This window comes from Bacillus sp. EKM202B (genome assembly GCF_011066025.1).
Classification (GTDB): Bacteria; Bacillota; Bacilli; order Bacillales; family Bacillaceae_G; genus Bacillus_A; species Bacillus_A toyonensis.
Genome location: NZ_JAAMNK010000007.1, coordinates 55,867 through 76,441 on the forward strand (window position 1 = coordinate 55,867; position 20,575 = coordinate 76,441).

General features: G+C 35.5%; 22 protein-coding genes and 1 pseudogene. 1 reads left to right on the forward strand and 22 read right to left on the reverse strand.

Annotated features, from left to right (window positions below; all coding sequences use genetic code 11):
* Positions 1-239: 239 nt before the first annotated feature.
* The 14 genes and pseudogenes from G9F74_RS11230 to G9F74_RS11295 all read right to left on the reverse strand — a co-directional run bounded on the left by G9F74_RS11230 (position 240) and on the right by G9F74_RS11295 (position 11,632).
* The gene (locus G9F74_RS11230; protein ID WP_001159151.1) at positions 240-965 is read right to left on the reverse strand and encodes an NAD-dependent protein deacylase; all 726 of its coding nucleotides are present in this window, start codon (positions 963-965) and stop codon (positions 240-242) included.
* Between the two features lie 75 nt (positions 966-1,040).
* Complete coding sequence (gene pcp, locus G9F74_RS11235) at positions 1,041-1,688, reverse strand: pyroglutamyl-peptidase I (RefSeq protein WP_000859721.1); 648 nt, start codon at positions 1,686-1,688, stop codon at positions 1,041-1,043.
* Positions 1,689-1,703: 15 nt separating this feature from the next.
* Complete coding sequence (locus G9F74_RS11240; RefSeq protein ID WP_001021667.1) at positions 1,704-2,666, reverse strand: DUF979 domain-containing protein; 963 nt, start codon at positions 2,664-2,666, stop codon at positions 1,704-1,706.
* A 1-nt stretch (position 2,667) separates the two neighbouring features.
* Complete coding sequence (locus tag G9F74_RS11245) at positions 2,668-3,363, reverse strand: DUF969 domain-containing protein (protein WP_000593386.1); 696 nt, start codon at positions 3,361-3,363, stop codon at positions 2,668-2,670.
* 22 nt (positions 3,364-3,385) lie between these two features.
* Positions 3,386-4,147 carry a 5-oxoprolinase subunit PxpA gene (pxpA, locus tag G9F74_RS11250; RefSeq protein ID WP_016108699.1) on the reverse strand — a complete coding sequence of 254 codons (762 nt, stop codon included), beginning with the start codon at positions 4,145-4,147 and terminating at the stop codon, positions 3,386-3,388.
* A gap of 18 nt (positions 4,148-4,165) precedes the next feature.
* Positions 4,166-5,155 (reverse strand): 5-oxoprolinase subunit C family protein, encoded by a 990-nt coding sequence (locus tag G9F74_RS11255; protein ID WP_000382261.1) that lies wholly within the window; start codon positions 5,153-5,155, stop codon positions 4,166-4,168.
* The gene (gene pxpB, locus G9F74_RS11260; RefSeq protein WP_000672290.1) at positions 5,146-5,859 is read right to left on the reverse strand and encodes a 5-oxoprolinase subunit PxpB; all 714 of its coding nucleotides are present in this window, start codon (positions 5,857-5,859) and stop codon (positions 5,146-5,148) included. Before pxpB ends, G9F74_RS11255 begins: the two co-directional genes overlap by 10 nt.
* Before the next feature lie 14 nt (positions 5,860-5,873).
* Entirely contained in the window at positions 5,874-6,626 is a 753-nt protein-coding gene (locus G9F74_RS11265; RefSeq protein WP_000026373.1) for an IclR family transcriptional regulator, read from the reverse strand.
* A gap of 448 nt (positions 6,627-7,074) precedes the next feature.
* Positions 7,075-7,908, reverse strand: a complete 834-nt coding sequence (locus G9F74_RS11270; RefSeq protein ID WP_016108700.1) for a DNA alkylation repair protein — start codon at positions 7,906-7,908, stop codon at positions 7,075-7,077.
* A gap of 153 nt (positions 7,909-8,061) precedes the next feature.
* The gene (lepB, locus tag G9F74_RS11275; RefSeq protein ID WP_000662506.1) at positions 8,062-8,613 is read right to left on the reverse strand and encodes a signal peptidase I; all 552 of its coding nucleotides are present in this window, start codon (positions 8,611-8,613) and stop codon (positions 8,062-8,064) included.
* Positions 8,614-8,636: 23 nt separating this feature from the next.
* Positions 8,637-9,314: a copper homeostasis protein CutC gene (locus tag G9F74_RS11280; protein WP_000895104.1), complete on the reverse strand. Its 678-nt coding sequence runs from the start codon at positions 9,312-9,314 to the stop codon at positions 8,637-8,639.
* A 722-nt stretch (positions 9,315-10,036) separates the two neighbouring features.
* Positions 10,037-10,492, reverse strand: a complete 456-nt coding sequence (locus G9F74_RS11285; protein ID WP_016108701.1) for a VOC family protein — start codon at positions 10,490-10,492, stop codon at positions 10,037-10,039.
* A gap of 234 nt (positions 10,493-10,726) precedes the next feature.
* Positions 10,727-10,924: pseudogene (locus tag G9F74_RS11290) on the reverse strand (CPBP family glutamic-type intramembrane protease); the annotation flags it as partial.
* Complete coding sequence (locus G9F74_RS11295) at positions 10,925-11,632, reverse strand: ArsR/SmtB family transcription factor (RefSeq protein WP_016108702.1); 708 nt, start codon at positions 11,630-11,632, stop codon at positions 10,925-10,927.
* 69 nt (positions 11,633-11,701) lie between these two features.
* Here G9F74_RS11295 and G9F74_RS11300 point away from each other — a divergent pair, with 69 nt between their 5' ends.
* Entirely contained in the window at positions 11,702-12,172 is a 471-nt protein-coding gene (locus G9F74_RS11300; protein WP_016108703.1) for a DinB family protein, read from the forward strand.
* 230 nt (positions 12,173-12,402) lie between these two features.
* On the opposite strand, the gene G9F74_RS11305 is transcribed toward G9F74_RS11300, so the two are convergent.
* The 8 genes from G9F74_RS11305 to G9F74_RS11340 form a co-directional block, all read right to left on the reverse strand.
* Entirely contained in the window at positions 12,403-13,551 is a 1,149-nt protein-coding gene (locus G9F74_RS11305; protein WP_001218351.1) for an acyl-CoA dehydrogenase family protein, read from the reverse strand.
* A gap of 238 nt (positions 13,552-13,789) precedes the next feature.
* The gene (locus G9F74_RS11310) at positions 13,790-14,422 is read right to left on the reverse strand and encodes a YdcF family protein (protein WP_000662220.1); all 633 of its coding nucleotides are present in this window, start codon (positions 14,420-14,422) and stop codon (positions 13,790-13,792) included.
* 325 nt (positions 14,423-14,747) lie between these two features.
* Positions 14,748-15,335 (reverse strand): GNAT family N-acetyltransferase, encoded by a 588-nt coding sequence (locus G9F74_RS11315; protein WP_016108704.1) that lies wholly within the window; start codon positions 15,333-15,335, stop codon positions 14,748-14,750.
* Positions 15,336-15,446: 111 nt separating this feature from the next.
* The gene (locus tag G9F74_RS11320; RefSeq protein ID WP_033668536.1) at positions 15,447-16,775 is read right to left on the reverse strand and encodes a YjiH family protein; all 1,329 of its coding nucleotides are present in this window, start codon (positions 16,773-16,775) and stop codon (positions 15,447-15,449) included.
* Between the two features lie 171 nt (positions 16,776-16,946).
* Positions 16,947-18,074 carry an alpha/beta hydrolase gene (locus G9F74_RS11325; RefSeq protein WP_016108706.1) on the reverse strand — a complete coding sequence of 376 codons (1,128 nt, stop codon included), beginning with the start codon at positions 18,072-18,074 and terminating at the stop codon, positions 16,947-16,949.
* A gap of 142 nt (positions 18,075-18,216) precedes the next feature.
* Positions 18,217-19,077 carry an AraC family transcriptional regulator gene (locus G9F74_RS11330; protein WP_000868380.1) on the reverse strand — a complete coding sequence of 287 codons (861 nt, stop codon included), beginning with the start codon at positions 19,075-19,077 and terminating at the stop codon, positions 18,217-18,219.
* Between the two features lie 75 nt (positions 19,078-19,152).
* Positions 19,153-20,034 carry an aminoglycoside phosphotransferase family protein gene (locus tag G9F74_RS11335; RefSeq protein ID WP_016108707.1) on the reverse strand — a complete coding sequence of 294 codons (882 nt, stop codon included), beginning with the start codon at positions 20,032-20,034 and terminating at the stop codon, positions 19,153-19,155.
* Positions 20,035-20,550 carry a GNAT family N-acetyltransferase gene (locus G9F74_RS11340; RefSeq protein ID WP_000440853.1) on the reverse strand — a complete coding sequence of 172 codons (516 nt, stop codon included), beginning with the start codon at positions 20,548-20,550 and terminating at the stop codon, positions 20,035-20,037. It abuts the gene before it with no gap.
* Between the last annotated feature and the right edge of the window lie 25 nt (positions 20,551-20,575).

The following is a 20,575-nucleotide window of genomic DNA, read 5'->3' on the forward strand; positions in this document are numbered from 1 at the left end:
CTGTGCCGAATTTTTCAGATGGGAGTCTTACTGCTCGCAAATAACGGGATAACTCATTATGTATCAAATTTATTTATATGATATATATAGAATTTTATATTAGTTACAAAAGAAAGAAAAGATTTAATTTTCAGTTTTCGGATTTTACATCCTATTTATTACCATTCCCCTTGCAATACAATATCATGAATACAAAAAACTGAGGTAGATACATTGCACCTCAGTTTTTTTACGATAACTTATTTATTTGAAGATAACCCTTCAACAAATTCACCAATCTTTTGTCGAAAAACAAAATCAAAGTTATATTCCTGCCCTGTTAACTCTTCATTTACTAAAATGGTTGTTGCTCCAATTTCCCTCTTTGCAATTTCCGGGAAAGATGCGACAGGCTGTACTTTTAATGACGTTCCCATAACGAGAAACACATCTGTTTCATATAAACGTGTAATCGCATTTTGATATTGCGGCAGTGTATCTCCGTATAAAACAACATCTGGATTTAAAATGAAATTACACTTCTCGCAGCGCGGTACTTCATGATCAATCATATATTGTAAATCATAACCCGTTTTACACTTCGGACAATGTGCTGTTTGAAGTGTTCCGTGTAAATCAATGACATGTTTACTACCACCTAATTGATGTAAACCGTCGATATTTTGCGTTAAAATTGTTATATCTTTTCCTTGTTCTTCTAGCTCAGCTAAAAAGCGATGTCCACGATTAGCTTTATATTGATGAAACGTATTAATTTGAAATATTTCTTTATAATGCTTCCAAAACTCTTTCGGACTTCTGTTATAGTACCCTCTCGATAAGTACATCTCCACATTCACATCAGCATACAACCCATTTGCTGAACGGAAATCTGGGATGCCACTTTCTGTACTGGCTCCTGCGCCTGTTAATACAGTAATTTTCTTCGCTTTTTCTAAAATTGAACGAACTTCTTCAAATTGCACAAAAATCACCTCTATGTATATTCCTATACTTATTATACCAGTTGTTTACAGGAGGTGTTGTACATTTCACTTTACTTAATGCGTCGCGCCCCCAATTTCTACAATATCTACCTCTACTTCCGTCGTTACTTCGATTGCCAACTCTACCCCTTTACTAATAGTAGAAAGTGACATACTCGGTTGCCCCGGGTAGCTACTCGCTTGTTCTGGTAAGAACGGAATGTGAATGAATCCGCCTTTTATTTTCATATCATGTTTTTCTAGTTCATACATAAGTCCATAGAATAAGTGATTACAAACGAATGTACCTGCCGTTTGTGAAACAGATGACGGTATGCCTTCTTCGCGAAGTTTTTTTACGATTGCTTTCATTGGGAGCGTGGACCAATAGGCAGCAGGTCCTTCCTCAACAACCGGTACATCCACCGGCTGATTCCCTTCATTGTCAGCAATTCTTGCATCATCAATATTAATTGCGACACGCTCTATCGTAATATCTGGTCTACCCCCAGCTTGTCCGATACATATAATCATTTCCGGCGACAGTTCTTCTATATATTCTTTTAAAACTTTTATTGATTTATGAAATACAGTTGGAACTTGTTTACTTATAATCTTGTACTCTCCGATTGTTTTTTCATGTAAGCTTTTTGCGACTTCCCAAGCTGGATTGATACTTTCTCCGCCGAACGGATCGAACCCTGTTAATAATACTGTTTTCATCGTTTTCCCTCCTAATTAGAAACGATATACTAAGCCGTACATAATAAACATATTTATGATAAAGATTGAAAGCGCGATGGGTACTTGCGCTTTAATAACAGCATTTTTATCTTTTAACTCTAAAAGCATTGCTGGAACGATATTAAAGTTTGCTGCCATTGGCGTAAGCAGTGTTCCGCAATATCCAGCAAACATGCCGAGTGCGGCCATAATCGCTGGATTCCCGCCGTGCATTTGAACAATTAAAGGTAATCCGATTCCGCCAGTGATTACTGCAAACGCTGCGAATGCATTCCCCATTACAACTGTGAAAAGCATCATTCCTAAACAGTACGCCATAACAGCAACGAATGGATATTCTGTCGGTAACACTTTTCCAACTAAATCAGAAACGACTTGTCCAACACCAGACTTCGCAAAAATGCCGCCAAGTGCTGCTAACATTTGTGGTAAAATAACTGCCCAACCAACAGCTTGTAATAATCTACTTCCTTCTTGAACAGGCGTCGTTATTTTCGATTTTGTAATACGCATCGCCGCAACGAATGCGAGTAATGCTCCTAACGCTAATGCAACTAACGTTACTTTATCTGGATCTACAAGGGATACATTTCCCCATTTGATTTTCCCTAACGTTAACGTACCGATAATTGTAAAAATAGGAATTAAAAGTGCAGGCATGAAAATTTTATTTTTTAATTTCTCAGCATGTTTCACACGTTCTTGTACAGGTACTTCTTTCTCCTGAGATTTTGTTACTTTATTCAATGAAGCTAACACGACCATAGCGAGCACGATACACCCAACGTAAAACGAAGGTATTACATTTCCGAATAAAAATGTAACTGCGAATAATGCCCAAAATAAGCTAGAACCGAATCGGTTTGGATGTTCACGATCGAATGCGATACGCACAGCGATAAAGGCAACGATTATACCTAATACATAATAAATTGTATCCATAGTTATGATGTTCATCTTATATAGCCTCCTTCTCTTGTTTTCCTTCTGCCTTCATTGTTTTCGCTATATATTTATCAAACCTTCTGAATCTAATCCAACTTACGATTAGTGCGGATATTGCTGTTGGAATACCCCAAAGCGCCATATCCCATACTCCGACATGCATACCTACTGAATCGAAGAATCCTTTCATTAATAAAATCGCACCAGTTGCGATAAAAATATCTTCTCCGAAAAACCAAGCTGTATTTTCCGCAGCAGCTGCGTTTGCTTTAATCTTTTCTCTTAATTTTTCCGGAAGTTTACCGTATTTACCTTGTGCCGCTCCTTCTGCCATTGGTGCAACGAGCGGTCTTACTGTTTGCGCATGACCACCAATATTCAGCCCTAGTGCCGCTGATGATTCTCTTATTGTAAAATATGACATTAATACTCTTCCAGTTGTTGCCCCTTTTGATTTCGTTATAAGTGCTTCTGCTCTTTCTTTTAAACCATAACGCTCTAAAATTCCGATTACAGGTAAAGTTAGTATAATAGGCATAGACATATATCTATTTTCTATAAAAAATTTACCGAACATGCTGATGACGTCATAAAAACTTAATCCTGAAACCATACCAGTAACAATTCCTGCAACCATTACTACTAATAGTGTATTTAACCTAAATAGAAAGCCAACTGCAACAAGTAGTATCCCAATTAATTTAATCATTTCCAGCACTTCCCCTCATTTTTTATTTCGGTGCACATATAGAAACACCATTAAGTGCGAATGTTCTGTATATTCTCTCCGCAAATTGTACCGCTTTCTCTCCATCGCCATGCAAACAAATTGTTTGCGCCTGAACTGTTACTTTCTCTCCATTCACCGTTTCTACATATCCTTCTTTTACCATTTGAAGCACTTGTTTTATCGCTTCGCCTTCATCTGTTATAAGTGCATTTTTTTCTGTACGACTTGTTAATGTCCCATCTTGCTTATACGTACGATCAGCAAAAACTTCTTGCATGAATGTTACTTTATATTTTTCTGCAGCTTGTATAAACGCCTCGCTATTTGCTAATCCGTAAAGTAATAGATCCGGGTTCATATGAGAAATTGCCTTTACGATTGCATCTGCAATTGCTGGGTCAGTTGCCGCCATATTATATAGGGCACCGTGCGGTTTCACATGATGCATCTTCGCCCCTGCCGCTTTCACAAACCCGTCTAATGCACCAATTTGATATAAAACGTAATCATATACTTCACTTGCTGAAACATTCATGTTTCTTCTTCCAAATCCAATTAAATCAGGAAATCCAGGATGCGCCCCTATTGCTACGTTATGTTTCAAAGCTTTTTCAACTGTTTGACGCATAACGATCGGATCACCCGCATGAAAACCACAAGCAACATTTATAGAGGAAACGAACGGAAGAATCTCATCATCATTCCCCATTTTATAAGCTCCAAAACTTTCTCCTAAATCACAATTCAAATCGATTGTCGTCACGATATTTCCCTCCTACTCTCAGCTTCGTAAAGCGATGAACTTCTTTAATAGTTTCATATTTTCTTCCTGCTCTATGTACAATTGCTCCGCTTCTTCTATAGAAACTTTTTCAAAAGTTACATAGTCCCCTGGTTTCAGCTGGGCAAGCAGAGGTAAATCTACTGAAATGACATTTCCGATTCTCGGATAGCCACCTGTCGTTTGCCTATCTGCCATTAATATAATAGGCTGCCCACCATTTGGAACTTGAATGGTTCCAAATGTAACAGGACTTGATAGAATTTCTTGTTCTATTTCTCTATTTAAAACTTCCCCATCAAACCTATATCCCATGCGATCAGCATAATTGGACACTTTATACTCTTTCATAAAAAATGACTCTTTACTTTTTTCTGTAAACTGATTATATTCAAAATCTGTTATGACGCGAAGCGTAGGATGCTTCTTATATTTTGGTAAGACGTTATTACGAATTGCCCATTTTGTTTTTATTCGCTCTTCCTTTTGTAAGTTCTGAATGAAACCACTCGCCATTTCTGCGTGCGTACCAATTTGAAAATAGTCACCCTTTTTGAGCATCCTTCCTTCAATCCCGCCAATAGCAGCTCGCATATATGTACCTTTACTTCCCATTGTATGATCAATATGAATACCACCCGCAAATGTTACATATGCTCTGCACCCACGTTTCGCTTTTCCAAAACAAAGCATGCTGCCTTCTTCTGCTAAAATAGGACGCCATAACGGAATTCGTTCTCCATTCAATAACGGTTCCAAATCCGCTCCGCCAATCGCGAGCAAAGTCGTTTTCTTTAGTAACAATTTAGGTCCCATTATCGTCATTTCTAAACCTGCTTCATTTTCTTCATTACCGACTAACATATTGATTAGCCTAAGTGCATTTTTATCCATCGCACCGCCAACTGGTACACCATACTGTTGATAATGAAATCGTCCTAAATCTTGGACTGTTGTAAGCATCCCCGCATGTAAAACCTCTACATCCATTCTTTAGCCCCCTCTAGCGATACGTATTCTTCCTTTGTTACCGGGATAAAACGTAAATACATACCACTTTGAATATAGGTAGGTGATTCTTCTCTTGGATTAAATAATGAAATCGGTGTTCGGCCGATAATATTCCATCCACCCGGTGTTTCAAGCGGATAAATACCTGTTTGATTTCCACCAATCCCTACCGAACCAGGAGCAATTTGTAACCGTGGTGTTTCTTTTCTAGGTGTTTCTAATTTTTTTGATAGTCCCCCTAAATATGGAAATCCTGGTGTGAAACCTAACATATACACAAAATATGTTGTTTCGCTATGTATACGAATAACATCCTCTACTTGCAAACCTTGATAATGTGCGACCTCTTCTAAATCCGGCCCATATTCGCCTCCGTAGCAAACTGGTATAGAAATATGTTTCACTTTCTGGTTCACTTCTTCTTTATATGAATCACACAGCTCCTGTATATATTGGCAAACGTAATCATATGACCTTTCACCTCTCTCATTTTGCATCCATACTTCGTACAAATTATAGTAAATTGCTAATGAAGTAAACGATGGCACACATTCAACCATTCCTGTAAATGGATGTTGTTTCAACGCTTGAAATAATCGCTGCACTTTTCCGTATATATCCATCCTAATTTCTTCACCAAACGTAACAATAATTGCTTGATCCCCTAACGCAGAAAACTTCATCCCATTCCCTCTTTCTATGCCAAAAAGCCGAGTTCTTTCGAAATGCGGTATGCTGTTTCTTTCACTTTCGCAGTAAAATATGAAATGTTACTTTCGCCATACTCAATTGCTAAACCTGAAACACTAATACCTGCTACAACCGTTCCATCATTCGCAAAAATCGGAGCTGCTATAGCTGCTGTATGATTTTCTAATTCAGAATAACTAATTGTGTAACCTTCCTTTTTCGCTAGTTGTAATACTTCTAGCAAATGTTCCTTATTCACAATTGTTCCATCCGCAAACTGTTTTAAATCGGTTTCCTCTATGTACTTCCTTTTCTCTTCCTCAGAAAAATAAGATAGTAAAATTCTCGGACATGCCCCCGCATAAAGAGGTGCTCTTCTTCCAACCGCTGTATAAACACGTACCGGCTGAACTCCTTCCATCTTTTCAACGTAAATTGCATCATTACCATCTTGAATAATTAAATTAACTGCCTGCCCTAAACTATCTCTAAGCTCTTTCATATATGGAATCGCAATATTTCTTACTGATAATCTTTGTGAAACAAGTTGCCCAAACCTTAAAAAAACGACTCCAAGACAATATTTCCCCTTCTCATTTTTTTGTAAAAGCTCCATTTCTTCTAGCGAACCGATTAAACGATAAACAGATGTTTTTGGCATATTTGTAAGCTGAACCATCTCTGTTAAACTTAACTCTTCATGCTCATAAAATAACTCTAAAATATCCATTGTCTTCACTGCCGTTTTATTTATACTCATCCTATCTCCTTTTTGTTCCGAATTTCGGAACTTTAATTCCATTTTTCGAAACAAAGATATAATTTAAAATTATAAAATATTCTTTCAATTCTATCAATATTTTTTTCACGTACATAATCCGATATATTTTGTCCGCTATTAAAAAAACACAAATAATAAGTGATTTATATAAAATAAAAGGCTCTTGAATGATTGACAAAACTTTAACACTTGAAGAACGAACTATTAGAATAAAAGTTACAATAAAAAAGTACGGAAGTTTAGATTTGAAATAAAATTTGATCACTTTTCATTAATAACACTGCTATAAAAGAAAATATAAAGAGCATGTTTGAATCAATTTTTGATCAAAACATGCTCTTCTCATTGTTATTCACAGTATTCTTTTTTAACTTGATTGATTGATTGATTGTTCCTTCGTTCAACTAACAAGTCTATTAGGTACATATTACTTATTTTTCAAAATCGTTCTTTTAGCTTTTTTAATAATTCTACTAGTTGATTTTATGTCAGTATCCTTTTCCCATTCTTCACACAGGTTCATTACCCAATCCGGTTTCGTTTTACTTGTATCATTTAACCAGTTTCCAACCGAATCTTGGACATATTTTGATGGATCTGATTTAAGTAAATTAAGAATAGGAAGTGCTTTTTCAGGTTCTTGTTTTAATATTTCAATATGTTTACTCCATACACCTCGAGGACGAATAGATTCTACAGAGAACCTACGAATATTCTCATCTTCACTTTTTGCCCATTCTACTAACAACTCCACACTTTTTTCTATATTCTGTGAAAGATCTTCTCTAATAGACATCCAAGCAATTTCTCGAACACCAAAATGATGATCCGCTGCAAAAGGTCGAATGTACGTTAATGTATCTTTTAATGTGTTATTTGATTTTTTATTCATAAACGCTGCCCAACATCGTACACTATCTGAAATATGATTAGATAATTTTAACAATACATCTTCCTTGTTTCCTTCATTCTCTTTGAGTATAATTTCATCCAATAAAGTTCCTGTTATTCGTATGACTTTCATTCCTGTTTCCACGTTCTGTTTTTCTAATTCAGCTACTATGCTTTCCAAACTATTCTTGAGTCCTATTGAAGGTAAGACATTTTTGAGTAGTTCAATATGATTTATAGCTAGCCATTCTGTTAGATTAACACTTTCTACTTTCCCTTGCTGTAGTAATTGTAAGACCTCTTTAGGAATTTCGTTTACTTTCCTGGCTCCTTTCCTGTTTAAGATAACTTCTGCTTCTTTCGTTATCATTTAAATTCCCTCCTTGCAACACTATTTTCAAATAAACAGAGGTCATTTTGAAAAATAATAATCAAAATGACCTCTGTCTTTCTTAAATGAACATTCAGTTTTACAAAAAATGTGATTTAAATCCACAAGAAGAACATTTCTCCCATACTTGCTTTATAACGCTCTTACTTGTTTCAATGGCCAGAAAACAGCTTGTCCTTTTCCAACAATTTCATCTTCTGAAATAAAGCCAAACATGCGACCGTCCTTAGAAACTTCACGATTATCTCCTAAAACAAATACTTGGCCTTCTGGCACTTTCGTTTTCCCTGTGATTTGTTCTAATGTAAAGTCTGGAGTTAATACACGGCCAGCTGCTTTTTCTTTAAACTCTTTTAAATACGGTTCTTCCATCGCTTTTCCGTTTACGTATAAAACATCGTTTTTATACTCAACTGTATCACCTGGTAAACCAATTACTCGTTTTACTAAGTCGTACCCTTCTTTTCCGTGGAAGACGATAACATCGAAGCGATCTAATCCACTTATACTATAACCAATCTTATTCACGAGAACGCGCTCATTATTTTCTAACGTTGGCATCATCGATTCACCTTGCACTAAAGAAGGTGTAAATAAAACACCGCGAATAATTACAATTAGTACAAGGGTAAACCCTATTGTTTTAACCCAAGAGAATAATTCTTTCTTCGTATTTTCCTTCATCGTTTCTCCTCTTTCTTATGCACTTATTTTATTATTTCAACTAATTCTCGCACTAAACTTCGATCAATTTCAGAAAAACATGATTTACCTTCTCTTACCGCTGTACCGACATGAGCTTGCGAAATTCCAGTTTCATCTAATAACTGCTTTATATTTTCTTTCGTTACACCACTTCCAGCTACAAGTTGAATTTGACCATCGCTTACCTTTTGCATATCTTTAAGCACTGGAATATTATCTACTATATTTCCTTGTCCACCTGAAGTTAACACGTGAGTCACTTTATGGAATTCCTTTAAAGTTCTCATCGCTTCTACTAGGTTTTCTATATCATCTATCGCACGGTGATACGTTACATTTATTCCATCTACAACAGATAACAAATCTGCTAGCTTCTCTTTATCAACTTCTTTTTGTTCGTTTAATACGCCTAATACAACGCCTGCTGCACCTAACTTCTGCGCAACGCTAATGTCTTCTTTCATCATTTCAATTTCTTCTTCCGTATATGTAAAAGACTTCGCATGCGGACGAATCATAACGTGAATCGGTATATTTACTGCTTCTACCGCTTTTTTAATAAATGCATAACTCGGCGTTAATCCACCTTCTGTATAAGATGAAATTAATTCAATCCGCTTCCCACCCGCGCTTTCAATTCGTTTCACATCTTCTAAACATGTTGCAATAACCTCTAGCATGAGATAACCTCTTTTCGTGCTTTTTTCTTATTATACATTAGTAAAAATAAGAAGCCTAGCTTTCTCCTATAAAACTATAAAAAGAAGAATGAAAAGAAAGATTTTTTCAATTGATAACACTTATTTGTAATGTGCTATTTTTCATGAACAATACTACTAAAAAGAGAAAAAGATATACATCTTACAAAAGAACATTCCATTATCTCTCGTTCAGATGTATTTTTTAGAATTGAGTTCTTCGAAGCTATTCAAGGGATGCTGCCCATTGCTATCAAGCTAATATTTTGGAGCATCCTCAAAACAAAAAATTGTACATCCTCATCTGGAGATGTCAATTTTCTCGCTTTGGAGTAGTTGCTCTTCTTAGTTTGATGAGCATAGGGTAGCTCAGGAAAATACGAATTTACAACGTTAAAGAAATTCCAAAATTAAAAGCCAAATTTCTCAATATTAAAATTAAGGAAATTGGCTTTTTTGTCGCTCTGGAGAAGCGCCCTTTTATTGAATAATAAATTTCTTCAAATTGAGAAGAATTAGCATATAACGTTTTCACAGAGATGTTGCCTGAATCTCTTCCCTGCTTCTTCCCCGGCGACCAAGTGGTTCGGAGAGTCCTGTCATGACGTACCATACTTCTTAAAGTTACTTTCACACCACTATTCTGTTTCAATTTTCACTTCAGTAATATATTTCAGTAAAGTTTTTTATAAAACTTCACTTTCTTATTTGTTACCGAGTTGTTCCGCCAAACCGATTAGAAGCCCTTCGGTTCCACGAATGTAACAGAGTCGATACGAGTCCTCGTACTGAACCACTTCGCCAACGAGCTGAGCACCACACTTAGTCGTGAGTCTGTATACCATTTCGTCAATGTCTTCAACAGTGAACATGACGCGTAAATAACCGAGGGCGTTTACAGGAGCAGTCCGGTGATCTGATTTAGTAGGTGGGGTGAGAAATCGCGAAAGTTCAATTCGGCTGTGGCCATCTGGCGTAACCATCATAGCAATCTCTACGCACTGGGAGCCCAGTCCGGTTACGCGACCAGCCCATTCACCTTCGACAGTAGCTCGCCCTTCGAGTTTCAAGCCAATCTCCTCGAAGAAAGAGATTGCGTCATCAAGAGATTCTACAACGATACTGACATTGTCCATTCTTAGTAATTTGTTCTTTTCCATAGTTTTATCTCCTTATGTGTAAACATTTATTATCTAATCATCTTCATAAATTATTCTATTAAAAGTTACAAATTCCTTCCCAACAAAAAACACCTTATCACCGTTTACATTCAAACTGCGGTTTTTCGACGTACAAGGGATTACCTACATTATTAGTCACTGTCTACATTGTAATCCTCGTTTATCATTTCTGTTCCTGTTTTTTAACTTTGCAACAGAACTATGTTTAGTTTCTTACAGAATGAAACCAAGGCAATTGTTTAATATATGTATCGCCATGACATATGCAATGGATCTTTTAGAAATAAGATAAGCAATAGTAAGTATCACCGCACCAGGTAAATAAATAGCAAGATCCGAAAGCTGGTTCGTATGAAGAACTGTAAAAATTATAATCGAAATGATAGATGCAATAGCAGTACCAATATAATTTCAAGCATTTCTTTCTTCAGTTTTCATATCAATATCTAATTGATTTTCCAATAATTTTACGCCCTTCTTTGTAAGATGAACCGCTCGACTCTTATCCGTTTTTGTAATCCATCCCTGTTCAAAAAACAGTTTTGCTATTTCAGACCCTAACCAACCAGAAATATGGTAGCGTCGTTCACTCCAATCAAGACAAGGTTTTGCAAATACTCTCCTTTTTGTCTCTGCCTTTTCAATATTTATTCCAAAATTCAGAAACCATTCTTTCCCTTGTTCCGTTACAATATATTCTCCATCTTTTAAAGTTATTAATTCCCTAACTAGTAATTTTTCAGCTATCTCTACACCAAGTTTGCCTGCAAGATGATCGTAACAAGTTCGAGCATAACGAACTTGTTTTAATTGACCCGATTGTTTTAAAGAGCGAACTTGAACTGTTGGTGCGATTGTTCCTAACTTTTCAAGAACTTCCGCTACCTCTTGATTAGCAAGTCGATAGTAACGATGTCTACCATGTTGTTCAACTGTAAGTAGATTCCCCTCTACTAATTTAGAAAGATGAGAACTAATTGTTGGATGTGACACTTTTGCCATATAAGCTAATTCACTAGCAGGCAGCGCCTGATTATTCATTAGACAATCTAAGATGATTGCTCTTGTAGGTTCAGCAATTAATTTAGCTACATATGAGATATTCGGATATACATTCATATTTCGATGATACCCTAACTGTTAAATTGATACAATTATTTTAAATTTAATTGTAAAGGGGATTTTAAAATGAATGCAATTGATCTTAGTATTTTAAATTTAAAAGAAACGAGAAGACGCTCAGAAAAATTATGGAGTTCTCTTCCCAATAACTTTCTTACTTGGAAACCTGATAATGAGGCTATGTCCTTTGGTGAGATGATTCGTCATGTATGGAGCTCAACTTTTTACTATCATATGATTTTAAAAAACAACGGATCGATAAACGACATACAAATTCCGTATGATAACGAACCAATTATTTGTGTTAAAAAAGAGATTGCACTAGCACAATCATACTTCACTGAATTCATAGAATATGTTCAATCAATAAACGTAACAGAGTTAAATTCAACACTTATTGATCGAAGCGATGTTGGCTATCAACGATATTTAGGAGATATGCTTTTACGAATTGCCTATCATGATGCAGTCCATGCAGGTCAATTTTTACAATATTTGCGAATGATAAATTTGGAAAGACCCTTAATTTGGGATTAAATCTAGTAAGTATTTACAAGATTTCCAAACCGGCATTACAATAAATATTTTTCATCTAGGAACATTCATCAAATCATGATAATCATTTATATGAAAACACTACATTTCAAACTAGGATGGCAAACAAATAAAAAGCACGTGTTCGATTACTAATCAAACACGTGCTTTCAAAACAACTATATTGTCCATAAACAATAACATTTAAATTCATAAGCTCTATTCCTAAAACATCACGACCGAAATGCTACATCCGCCAGTATAGACAATGTTGCATCATCCATCGGCGGATTGTGTAAACCCGCTCTGACATTTAAGTAATAACGATGAAGTGGATTTTTTTCTGATAAACTTTTTGCCCCTACGATACGCATTGCTTTATCTACTATAGATATCGCCGCATTTGTTACTGCGTATTTCACTGCCGCTAGTTCTGCTTGTAGTGATAGTTTATCTTCTGCCTCATCGTACTTTTTCGCAATTTGATATAAAAAGACGCGAGCTTGCATAAGCTCAAGCTCTATTTCTCCAACTAATCTTCTAACACTCGGTAATAAACTAATAGAATGGTTTAAACTATTTGGCTTGTATGATTCCGCAAACTGAACTGCATAATTTCTTGCTGATTGTGCGATTCCTAAATAACATGCTGGTATATGTAGCAACCAGCCAATACCCTTTTGTTTCACTTTCCCGCCCAATACATTCGTAAAGAAGCGGTTTTCTATCTCCACATTTTGTAAGACAAGGTCGTGGCTAGCAGTTCCTCGCATCGCAACGCTATCCCATGTTTCTTCAATTGATACACCGAGCGTATTTCTTGGAATGACAAACTCACCAACTTCTTCTCGGCCTTCCATACTTGCTGAAATAATAAAATAATCAAGTACTGGTGCCATCGTTGTAAAAGTTTTCCTTCCATTTATAATCCACTTCTCGCCTTGTTGCACCGCGATTGTTTCTGGTTTACCACCACGCGTCGGACTTCCTGTTTTCGGTTCTGTTGCTGCCCGATTAAAGAGTGCACCATTACGCACTTCTTCGCAAAACCATTTGAACATTCCATCATTCCAAGAGCGATTTTCAGCTAGCTCTTTTACAATACCGATATGCCATCCAATCGATAATGCAGTAGCTCCACAGCCTTCTGCAATTTTCCCTTGAAATAAAACGAAGTCATATAAAGAAATCGCACTACCACCAAATTCCTTCGGTAACGTTATTTTCGTATATCCGATATCTTTTAAATTATTAATATTTTCATACGGAAATGATCCTAATTCACTTAATTGATGCTCCCTTTCCATGAACTTCGGAATCAATTTATTTATTTGTTCAATAATGAAAGATTGTTCTTCTGTTTCAACAAATGAGAGTGCCATACTATAATCTCCTTTATCCCGCTATTTGCGGGCAGTAAAACTCCCACCTCAAAATTCAGGTGGAGCAAAGAAGTTCAGTGGGAGTCGGGCTGCCCGTAAATGCTCGATTCATAAACCGTTCATTTTGTCATTATGATTATATGAAGCTACCTCTCTATTGTTTCACTATTCCGATAAAAATACAATGTTTTTGGATTATAAGAAAAATCCCTATAGAAAAACAGGTCCTTTTCTTATATTAATCCCCCTTCAATGCCTTTAGCGGCAAAGAGGTTACATATCCGATATACGAGAATAATTCTTTAAAAAAGAATGGAATTTCTGTATCTAACGTTTTATATGCTGATGTTGGAGTCGGTGAAGCATATGCCTCAATGTTAATATGTTTTGCGATTCTCATTGCGCGTTTCATATGAAGTGGATCACTTACAATCGTGTATGAGTGTATTCCGTTCTCTATTCCAACTTCCTTCGCATTCTTTAAATTTTCTTCAGTGAAAAGGGATTTTGTTTCAATTAAAATATCCTCCTCTTTTACACCTTGTTTCAATGCATATACTCTAGCAGTGCGAGCTTCCTCAAGCTCTGCTTCAAACTTTGTACCACCTGTAAAAATAATTTTCTTAATGTTTCCGTTTTTATATAGAGAAATCGCGTGATTAATTCTTTCCTTAAATACAGGAGATGGTTTTCCGTTCCATGAAGCTGCTCCTAGCACGATACCAGCATCTGTCTTCACATCATCATCCGTTTTAAAGCGATAACTCCAAATATCGTAAGCTGCATAGCTCACATACAAAATAGCAGAACAAATCATTAATAAAAACACTTGAAAGATTCGTCTTTTTTTACTCTTCTTATTTTCTTTCATTTGTAATTGCCTCCGTACATCATCCATACTTCTATAAAAAAACATTTATATCAAATCGTTTTGTTTGAGTTTGTTTAAAAGAAGGTATTTTACTTATTATATATAAAAGGGTTTTCATTTAAAATTGAGGATTATCAATTCATTTTTCATTTGCGGTTTTCATTACAATTTTAATTCATTAGTTTATTACCATACAACTACATTGTAACGAATTTTTTCTCAGAAGGGAATGATGAAACAAAAGTAAATTAAATAAGTTAGTGTTTTGTAAGAAAAAAAGGTATATTATTCGCAAATTACGATCATATACCTTACAAAATACGAATTATAGCTTTTCTTTGTGTAACTCTAATTTTTCTAACAATTCTCCTTTCACGCCTGACCATTCACTCGCAATAATACTGTACACAACTGCATCTCTCACATGACCGCTCGGCAATCTTCTTTCATTTCTTAGCACACCTTCTTTTACCGCGCCTAACCTTTCAATTGCTCGTTGTGCTTTTTCATTTCTTACATCCGTCTTAATTTGCACTCGTAGCATATGCAGTTTTTCAAAAGCATACTGGAGAAGCATATACTTACATTCTGTATTTATACTCGTACGTTGCACACTTGGATGGTACCACGTCTGCCCTAACTCCACTGTTTTATCTTCTACTGAAATATTATATAAACGTGTACTCCCTACAATCTTGTTCGTCTGTTGATCCACTACAGCGAAAGGGATTTGTGTACCCTTTCCATAACTCTTTATCGCTTTTTGAACATATTGCTGCATATCTTGAACAGTTTCCATTTTAGAGATTAAATACGCCCAAATTTGCCTATTTCCTTCTACAATCGAAAACAAAGTTTCGACATCACCACTATCCATTAACCGTAACTTCGCTCTTTCGTGAATGATTTCCATTTGTAAGCCCCCTTCTTTTGTTACTATAACATATGAATAAATATCTTAAAATTTATATATAATGATTTTAACAAAAAAATCCTCGCTCACATAGAAAGCGAGGGTTTCCTATTAAAGCACCAAATAAGCAATCGGCGTAATAATAAGCAACGTTAATATCGTTCTCTGCACGTACAAAATAATAAGTTCAGATACTTTTAACGGAATATCTGTCGATAATATACAAGGGATTGAAGCGGAGAAAAACAAAATAGATGATACCGAAACAACCGCAATGACAAACTTTGTCACGAGCGGCGCACTTACAACTAATAATGATGGTAAAAACATTTCTGCAATACCAACTGATACCGCTTTAGCAGCTAAGTCTGCTTCTGGTAATTGTAAAACCCATGTAAATGGATAAAGAATATAACTGATCCAATCAAATATTGGCGTGAACTTCGCTAAGACGATACCAATTAACCCTACTGACATAATAGATGGTAAAATTCCCATCGTCATAATAAAACCGTCTTTTAAGTTCACTGCAATATTTTTCATAATGCTCGGTGCAGATTTTGATACTTCTAATGCATCTTCCCAAGCACGTTCTAACATTTTTTCCTTATAAACGGGCTCTGGGAACCCTTCTTTCGTAATATATGTATCGGGTTTTCTACTAAGAGGTGGGATTCTTACGGTGATAGCAGTCACGATGAATGTTACTACAAGTGTAGTCCAAAAATAAACATTCCATAAATGCATAATGTCTAATGTTTTTACGATGATGATCATAAATGTTGCGGATACTGTAGAAAACCCTGTAGCGATAATGGCTGCTTCTTTTGTCGTATACTTTCCTTCTTTATATACACGGTTCGTAATTAATAAGGCTAGTGAATAACTTCCAACGAAGGAGGCAACCGCATCAATTGCCGATCGTCCCGGCGTATTCCATAAAGGTCTCATAATCGGACGGCAAAATGTACCGATAAATTCAAGCAACCCATATCCGACTAATAACGCTAAAAACGCCGAACCAATTGGAACGAGTAAACTTACCGATATAACTAGTTTCTCATACAAAAACGGCCCAACATCTGGTGCAAAAAACCAAGCTGGTCCCACTTTAAAACAATATAATACGCCAAAAACAACACCAACTACTTTTAAAATAGAAAAGCAAATGTCTACGATAGATGCATTCCATTTCTTCGTATAAAATGGATAAATCGCACCAATCACCATAACAAACAATGCATAATAAGGTACTACGCCCGGAACTGAAGTACGGATCCACGATACGATATGATCAATCATAATAGAAGAAGCTCCATTTATCGTAACAGGTACGAAAAACATAAACACCCCAACGAGACTAGCGAGTATAAACCGAAGAATCATACTCCTCTCTCTTCCTGTCTTAATTACATTACTTTTTAATTCAATTTCACTCAAAATTCGACACCTCCTATTATCTAAATATTCTGTATAATATAGTTTTATTCCTTCTTTTGATCTTGAATATTTAATCATATGAAAAAGCCTAATTTGAAACATATCGATCAAATTAGGCTTTTTATATACTTTTTAGATATTCTCACTTAAGGCACAAAGTAGAGTTTAAAATCATTGCTCAAAGTAGGAGTCTTTCTTACTATGCTTCAATATAAAACTCCCCATCTCAATTGCTAAATCTTCACTTTGAGGATAGACACCTACATTATCTCCATACGCGTGCCCTAAACCACGATAGAGAATCGTTTCAGTATCCACTCCTTGTTTCTTCAATTTAGCTGCATACGCTAAACATTCAATCATTAAAAAATCATGTTCTCCTACCGTAATAAATGTACTTGGATAATCTGAAGATACATCAACGTATGGACTTAAATACTTCGAATGAATGTCTTCCGTACCAAGTATTTCTGCCATCCCTCCGACCATTGCATGCATCATATTAAGCATTTTTTCTAATCCTTTTTTATATTTCGGAGCAATCTCATATTTATCTATACTCCAAGAATAAAACTCGTCTTCATAGTCACACATGTTAAGTGTAGGGTACAGAAGTAATTGCCCTTTAACGAAGTTTCTACCATCTTCCATATCTCTCGTTGTACAATACTGTGTTAAGTTCCCTCCAGCACTATCACCCGCAACAAAAATATTATTCTTATCACCGCCGAATGCTTCAGCATTCTCATAAATCCATTTTAAAGTAGTGTAACAATCTGTATGTCCAGTTGGAAAAGGATGTTCTGGAGCTAATCGATAATCTATAGAAACTGCTAATATATCTGTTTTTTCTACTATTAATTTCACAAGTTCTTCTACCACATCTGGTGATCCCGCCATAAATCCGCCACCATGAATAAAATATAAAATTGGCGCGTTTTCTCGTTTTGAAATACTATTATAAATCCTTATCGGAATGTCATATCCATCTTCCGCTTTAACCGTTTCATTCGTAATATTTATATCTTTCGTTACGATTGGAACGCTTTTAATACCATTAAACTGCTTTCTCATATTCTTTACCGATTTTTCAGAAGCGTCCATTTTCATCATATTTTTAGGCATAAACCTCATTATATTCATTTGAACCTTCATATCTTTATAAAGACGTGGATCCATTGCTCCCTTTTCATCGCAATCTGGTATGTTTTTCACTATTACTTCTGCGCCTTGTACATTGATGGTTTCTTGTTTTTCTTGAATCTTTTCTAATAAATCTAAGCTATATTTTCTAGACATTCACTATTCCCCCATCTCTTTTTTAACGCTTTCATTTTCCGAAAAATTATATAACCGTATACATTTCCATTTACTAAATAAAAATACGTTCCATGTACAAAATGTAACATGGAACGTATTTTTATTGTTGTTCATATTTGATTCAATTATTGTCATTTTTTGATATGATATTTTTTCTATACTGTAATGGTGTATCCCCATATTTCCCTTTAAACTGCGAAATGAATGACTTCACATTGGGAAATCCATGTTTCACTGCTATATCTTGTATAGAATTCGTACTGCTAATAATATCTTCATACGCTTTATGAAGCCTGTATCTCGTTAAAAAAGAGATGAAATTTGATCCGAAAGATTTTTTGAACATCCGAGAAAAATGTTCCTCACTTACAAAAAAGTGTTTCGCTACATCTTTCATTTTAAGCTTTTCATCATAATGTTCATACATATATGTAATTATCTCTTTTTGTTTATTTCCAAATTGAAAATCATTATCTTCTTTTTTTCTATCTTTACAGTGGCGCAATAGAATATAAACAATCTCATAAATTAAACTATTCATTTTTATATAACTTAACTCATCAAAATTTGTGACTAACTCCTTTAATTCATAAAATATTTGTTGGAGCTTTTCTTTCTGCACAAATGATGCTTGTAGAGTAAATCTATATTTATCAAAATCAGCATTTAGCTCTTTAAGAAATTCATACGAAACTATTAACATCATTACTGCACAACTTGCATTCTCAACTTTTTCAAATTCGTGCACATCTCCACTGTTTACAAAAATAAACTCGCCAGCTGATACTTTCTTTTTTTGCCCATTTACATACAAAAAAACGTCTCCATATATTACTAAACTAATTTCAATACTTCTATGCCAGTGTGGAGGGATATAGTAGTGAAAATCAGCCGGAAGTCTTGTGCTATCTATATATTCAACCATACCTGGAATTCTATCACGCAATTTTATTTCTTCATATTTCCCTTGCCTGACTTTCAATTATGTTCCCTCCTTTTTATTGCATAGTAAACGTCAAATAACTTCAATCAAAACTTGTGCTACACATTACTATTTTCATCTCATTTTATAATCATCCACAATCACTTGGATTACACGATATGCTTCCTCAGCTACTTTTTCATTACTATTTCTATTCGCATCATATGTAATTAACGCCTTCCAAAGCGCCCATCCTCTCGCTCTATCCCACGTTTCCTCATCCATCCTCAACACTTCTTTAAATACATTTCTACTATTTTCATCAAAAAATGTCCATGCCATCGCCGCGTCACACGACGGATCACCTACTCCTAGTATACCAAAATCAATTACGGCACAAAGCTTTCCATCTTTAACGAGTAAATTCCCTGGCGCAACATCTCCATGAATCCAAACTGGTGTGCGTTCCCATTTTGATCGGAGCGCTAAATCCCAAAGGTGCTTTAACAATGCCTCATCAAAAGCGTCTTTATTGTTTTCAATAGCTACTCTCGCTTCTTCATCGTATACAGATATAAACCCGCCTCGGTAAAAGTTATGCGCTCCAGCTATTGGTCCGTTACTAGAATCAATGGATTGCAATTCTAGTAGAAATGATCCTAAGTCCGCTGCGAATTCATGTAAGTCACGAACATTTTCTTTCGTAACTGTCTCTCCCTCTATCCACTTATTAATAGACCATGGCCACGGATACTCTTCAGACGGATGCCCTTTTGCAATTGGTGCAGAAATTGGTAAAGAAAGTTCCTTATTTAATATAGGAAGCCACTTGTTTTCTTTCTCTACTTGCGGTGCATATGCTGCATCACTTGGTAATCTAACACTCATCTGATCTCCTAAGTGAAACGTTCTATTATCATGTCCACTAAACTTTACAGGTTTCACTTCTAAATGTGCCCATTCAGGAAACTGTTTCTGTATTAACTTCTCAACTAAACTTACGTTAATTGGATTCATTTATTTTCTCCTTTTCTTTTGAAACTTACTAAGCCCATCCGTACTGCCCACATACTCAAAATCATTTTTCTTATAAAAATCATTCAACGTACGATTATGTCCCACACAATCTAACTTCAAGTACTCTTTATCACACTGTACATTTTCTTCTACCCACTGCAAAATCGATTCTCCTATTCCATTCCCCTTATACTTCCGTCTCACCGCAAATCTATGAATATATACTGAATCCGAAACTTCCTCTTTACCAAAAATATGTTCATCCCATTCATTTTGTTTAGGAGATGCTGTAATCGTACCAACAATTTCATCTTCTTTCATAACAATATACGTATATTTATTTCTTATACATTCTAATATTTCAGCTGTAGCCTCTCCTCCTAACAGATACTGCCATTGATCTACTTCTTTATGTTGTAACCACTCTGCTACTTCTCTTAATAGAGTAATAATGCTATCGCTCTCCTCTTCAGTAGCAGTTCGTATTGTATATTCTTTAACTGTATTTCTCTCCATATTGCCGTTCCCCTTTCAAATTACT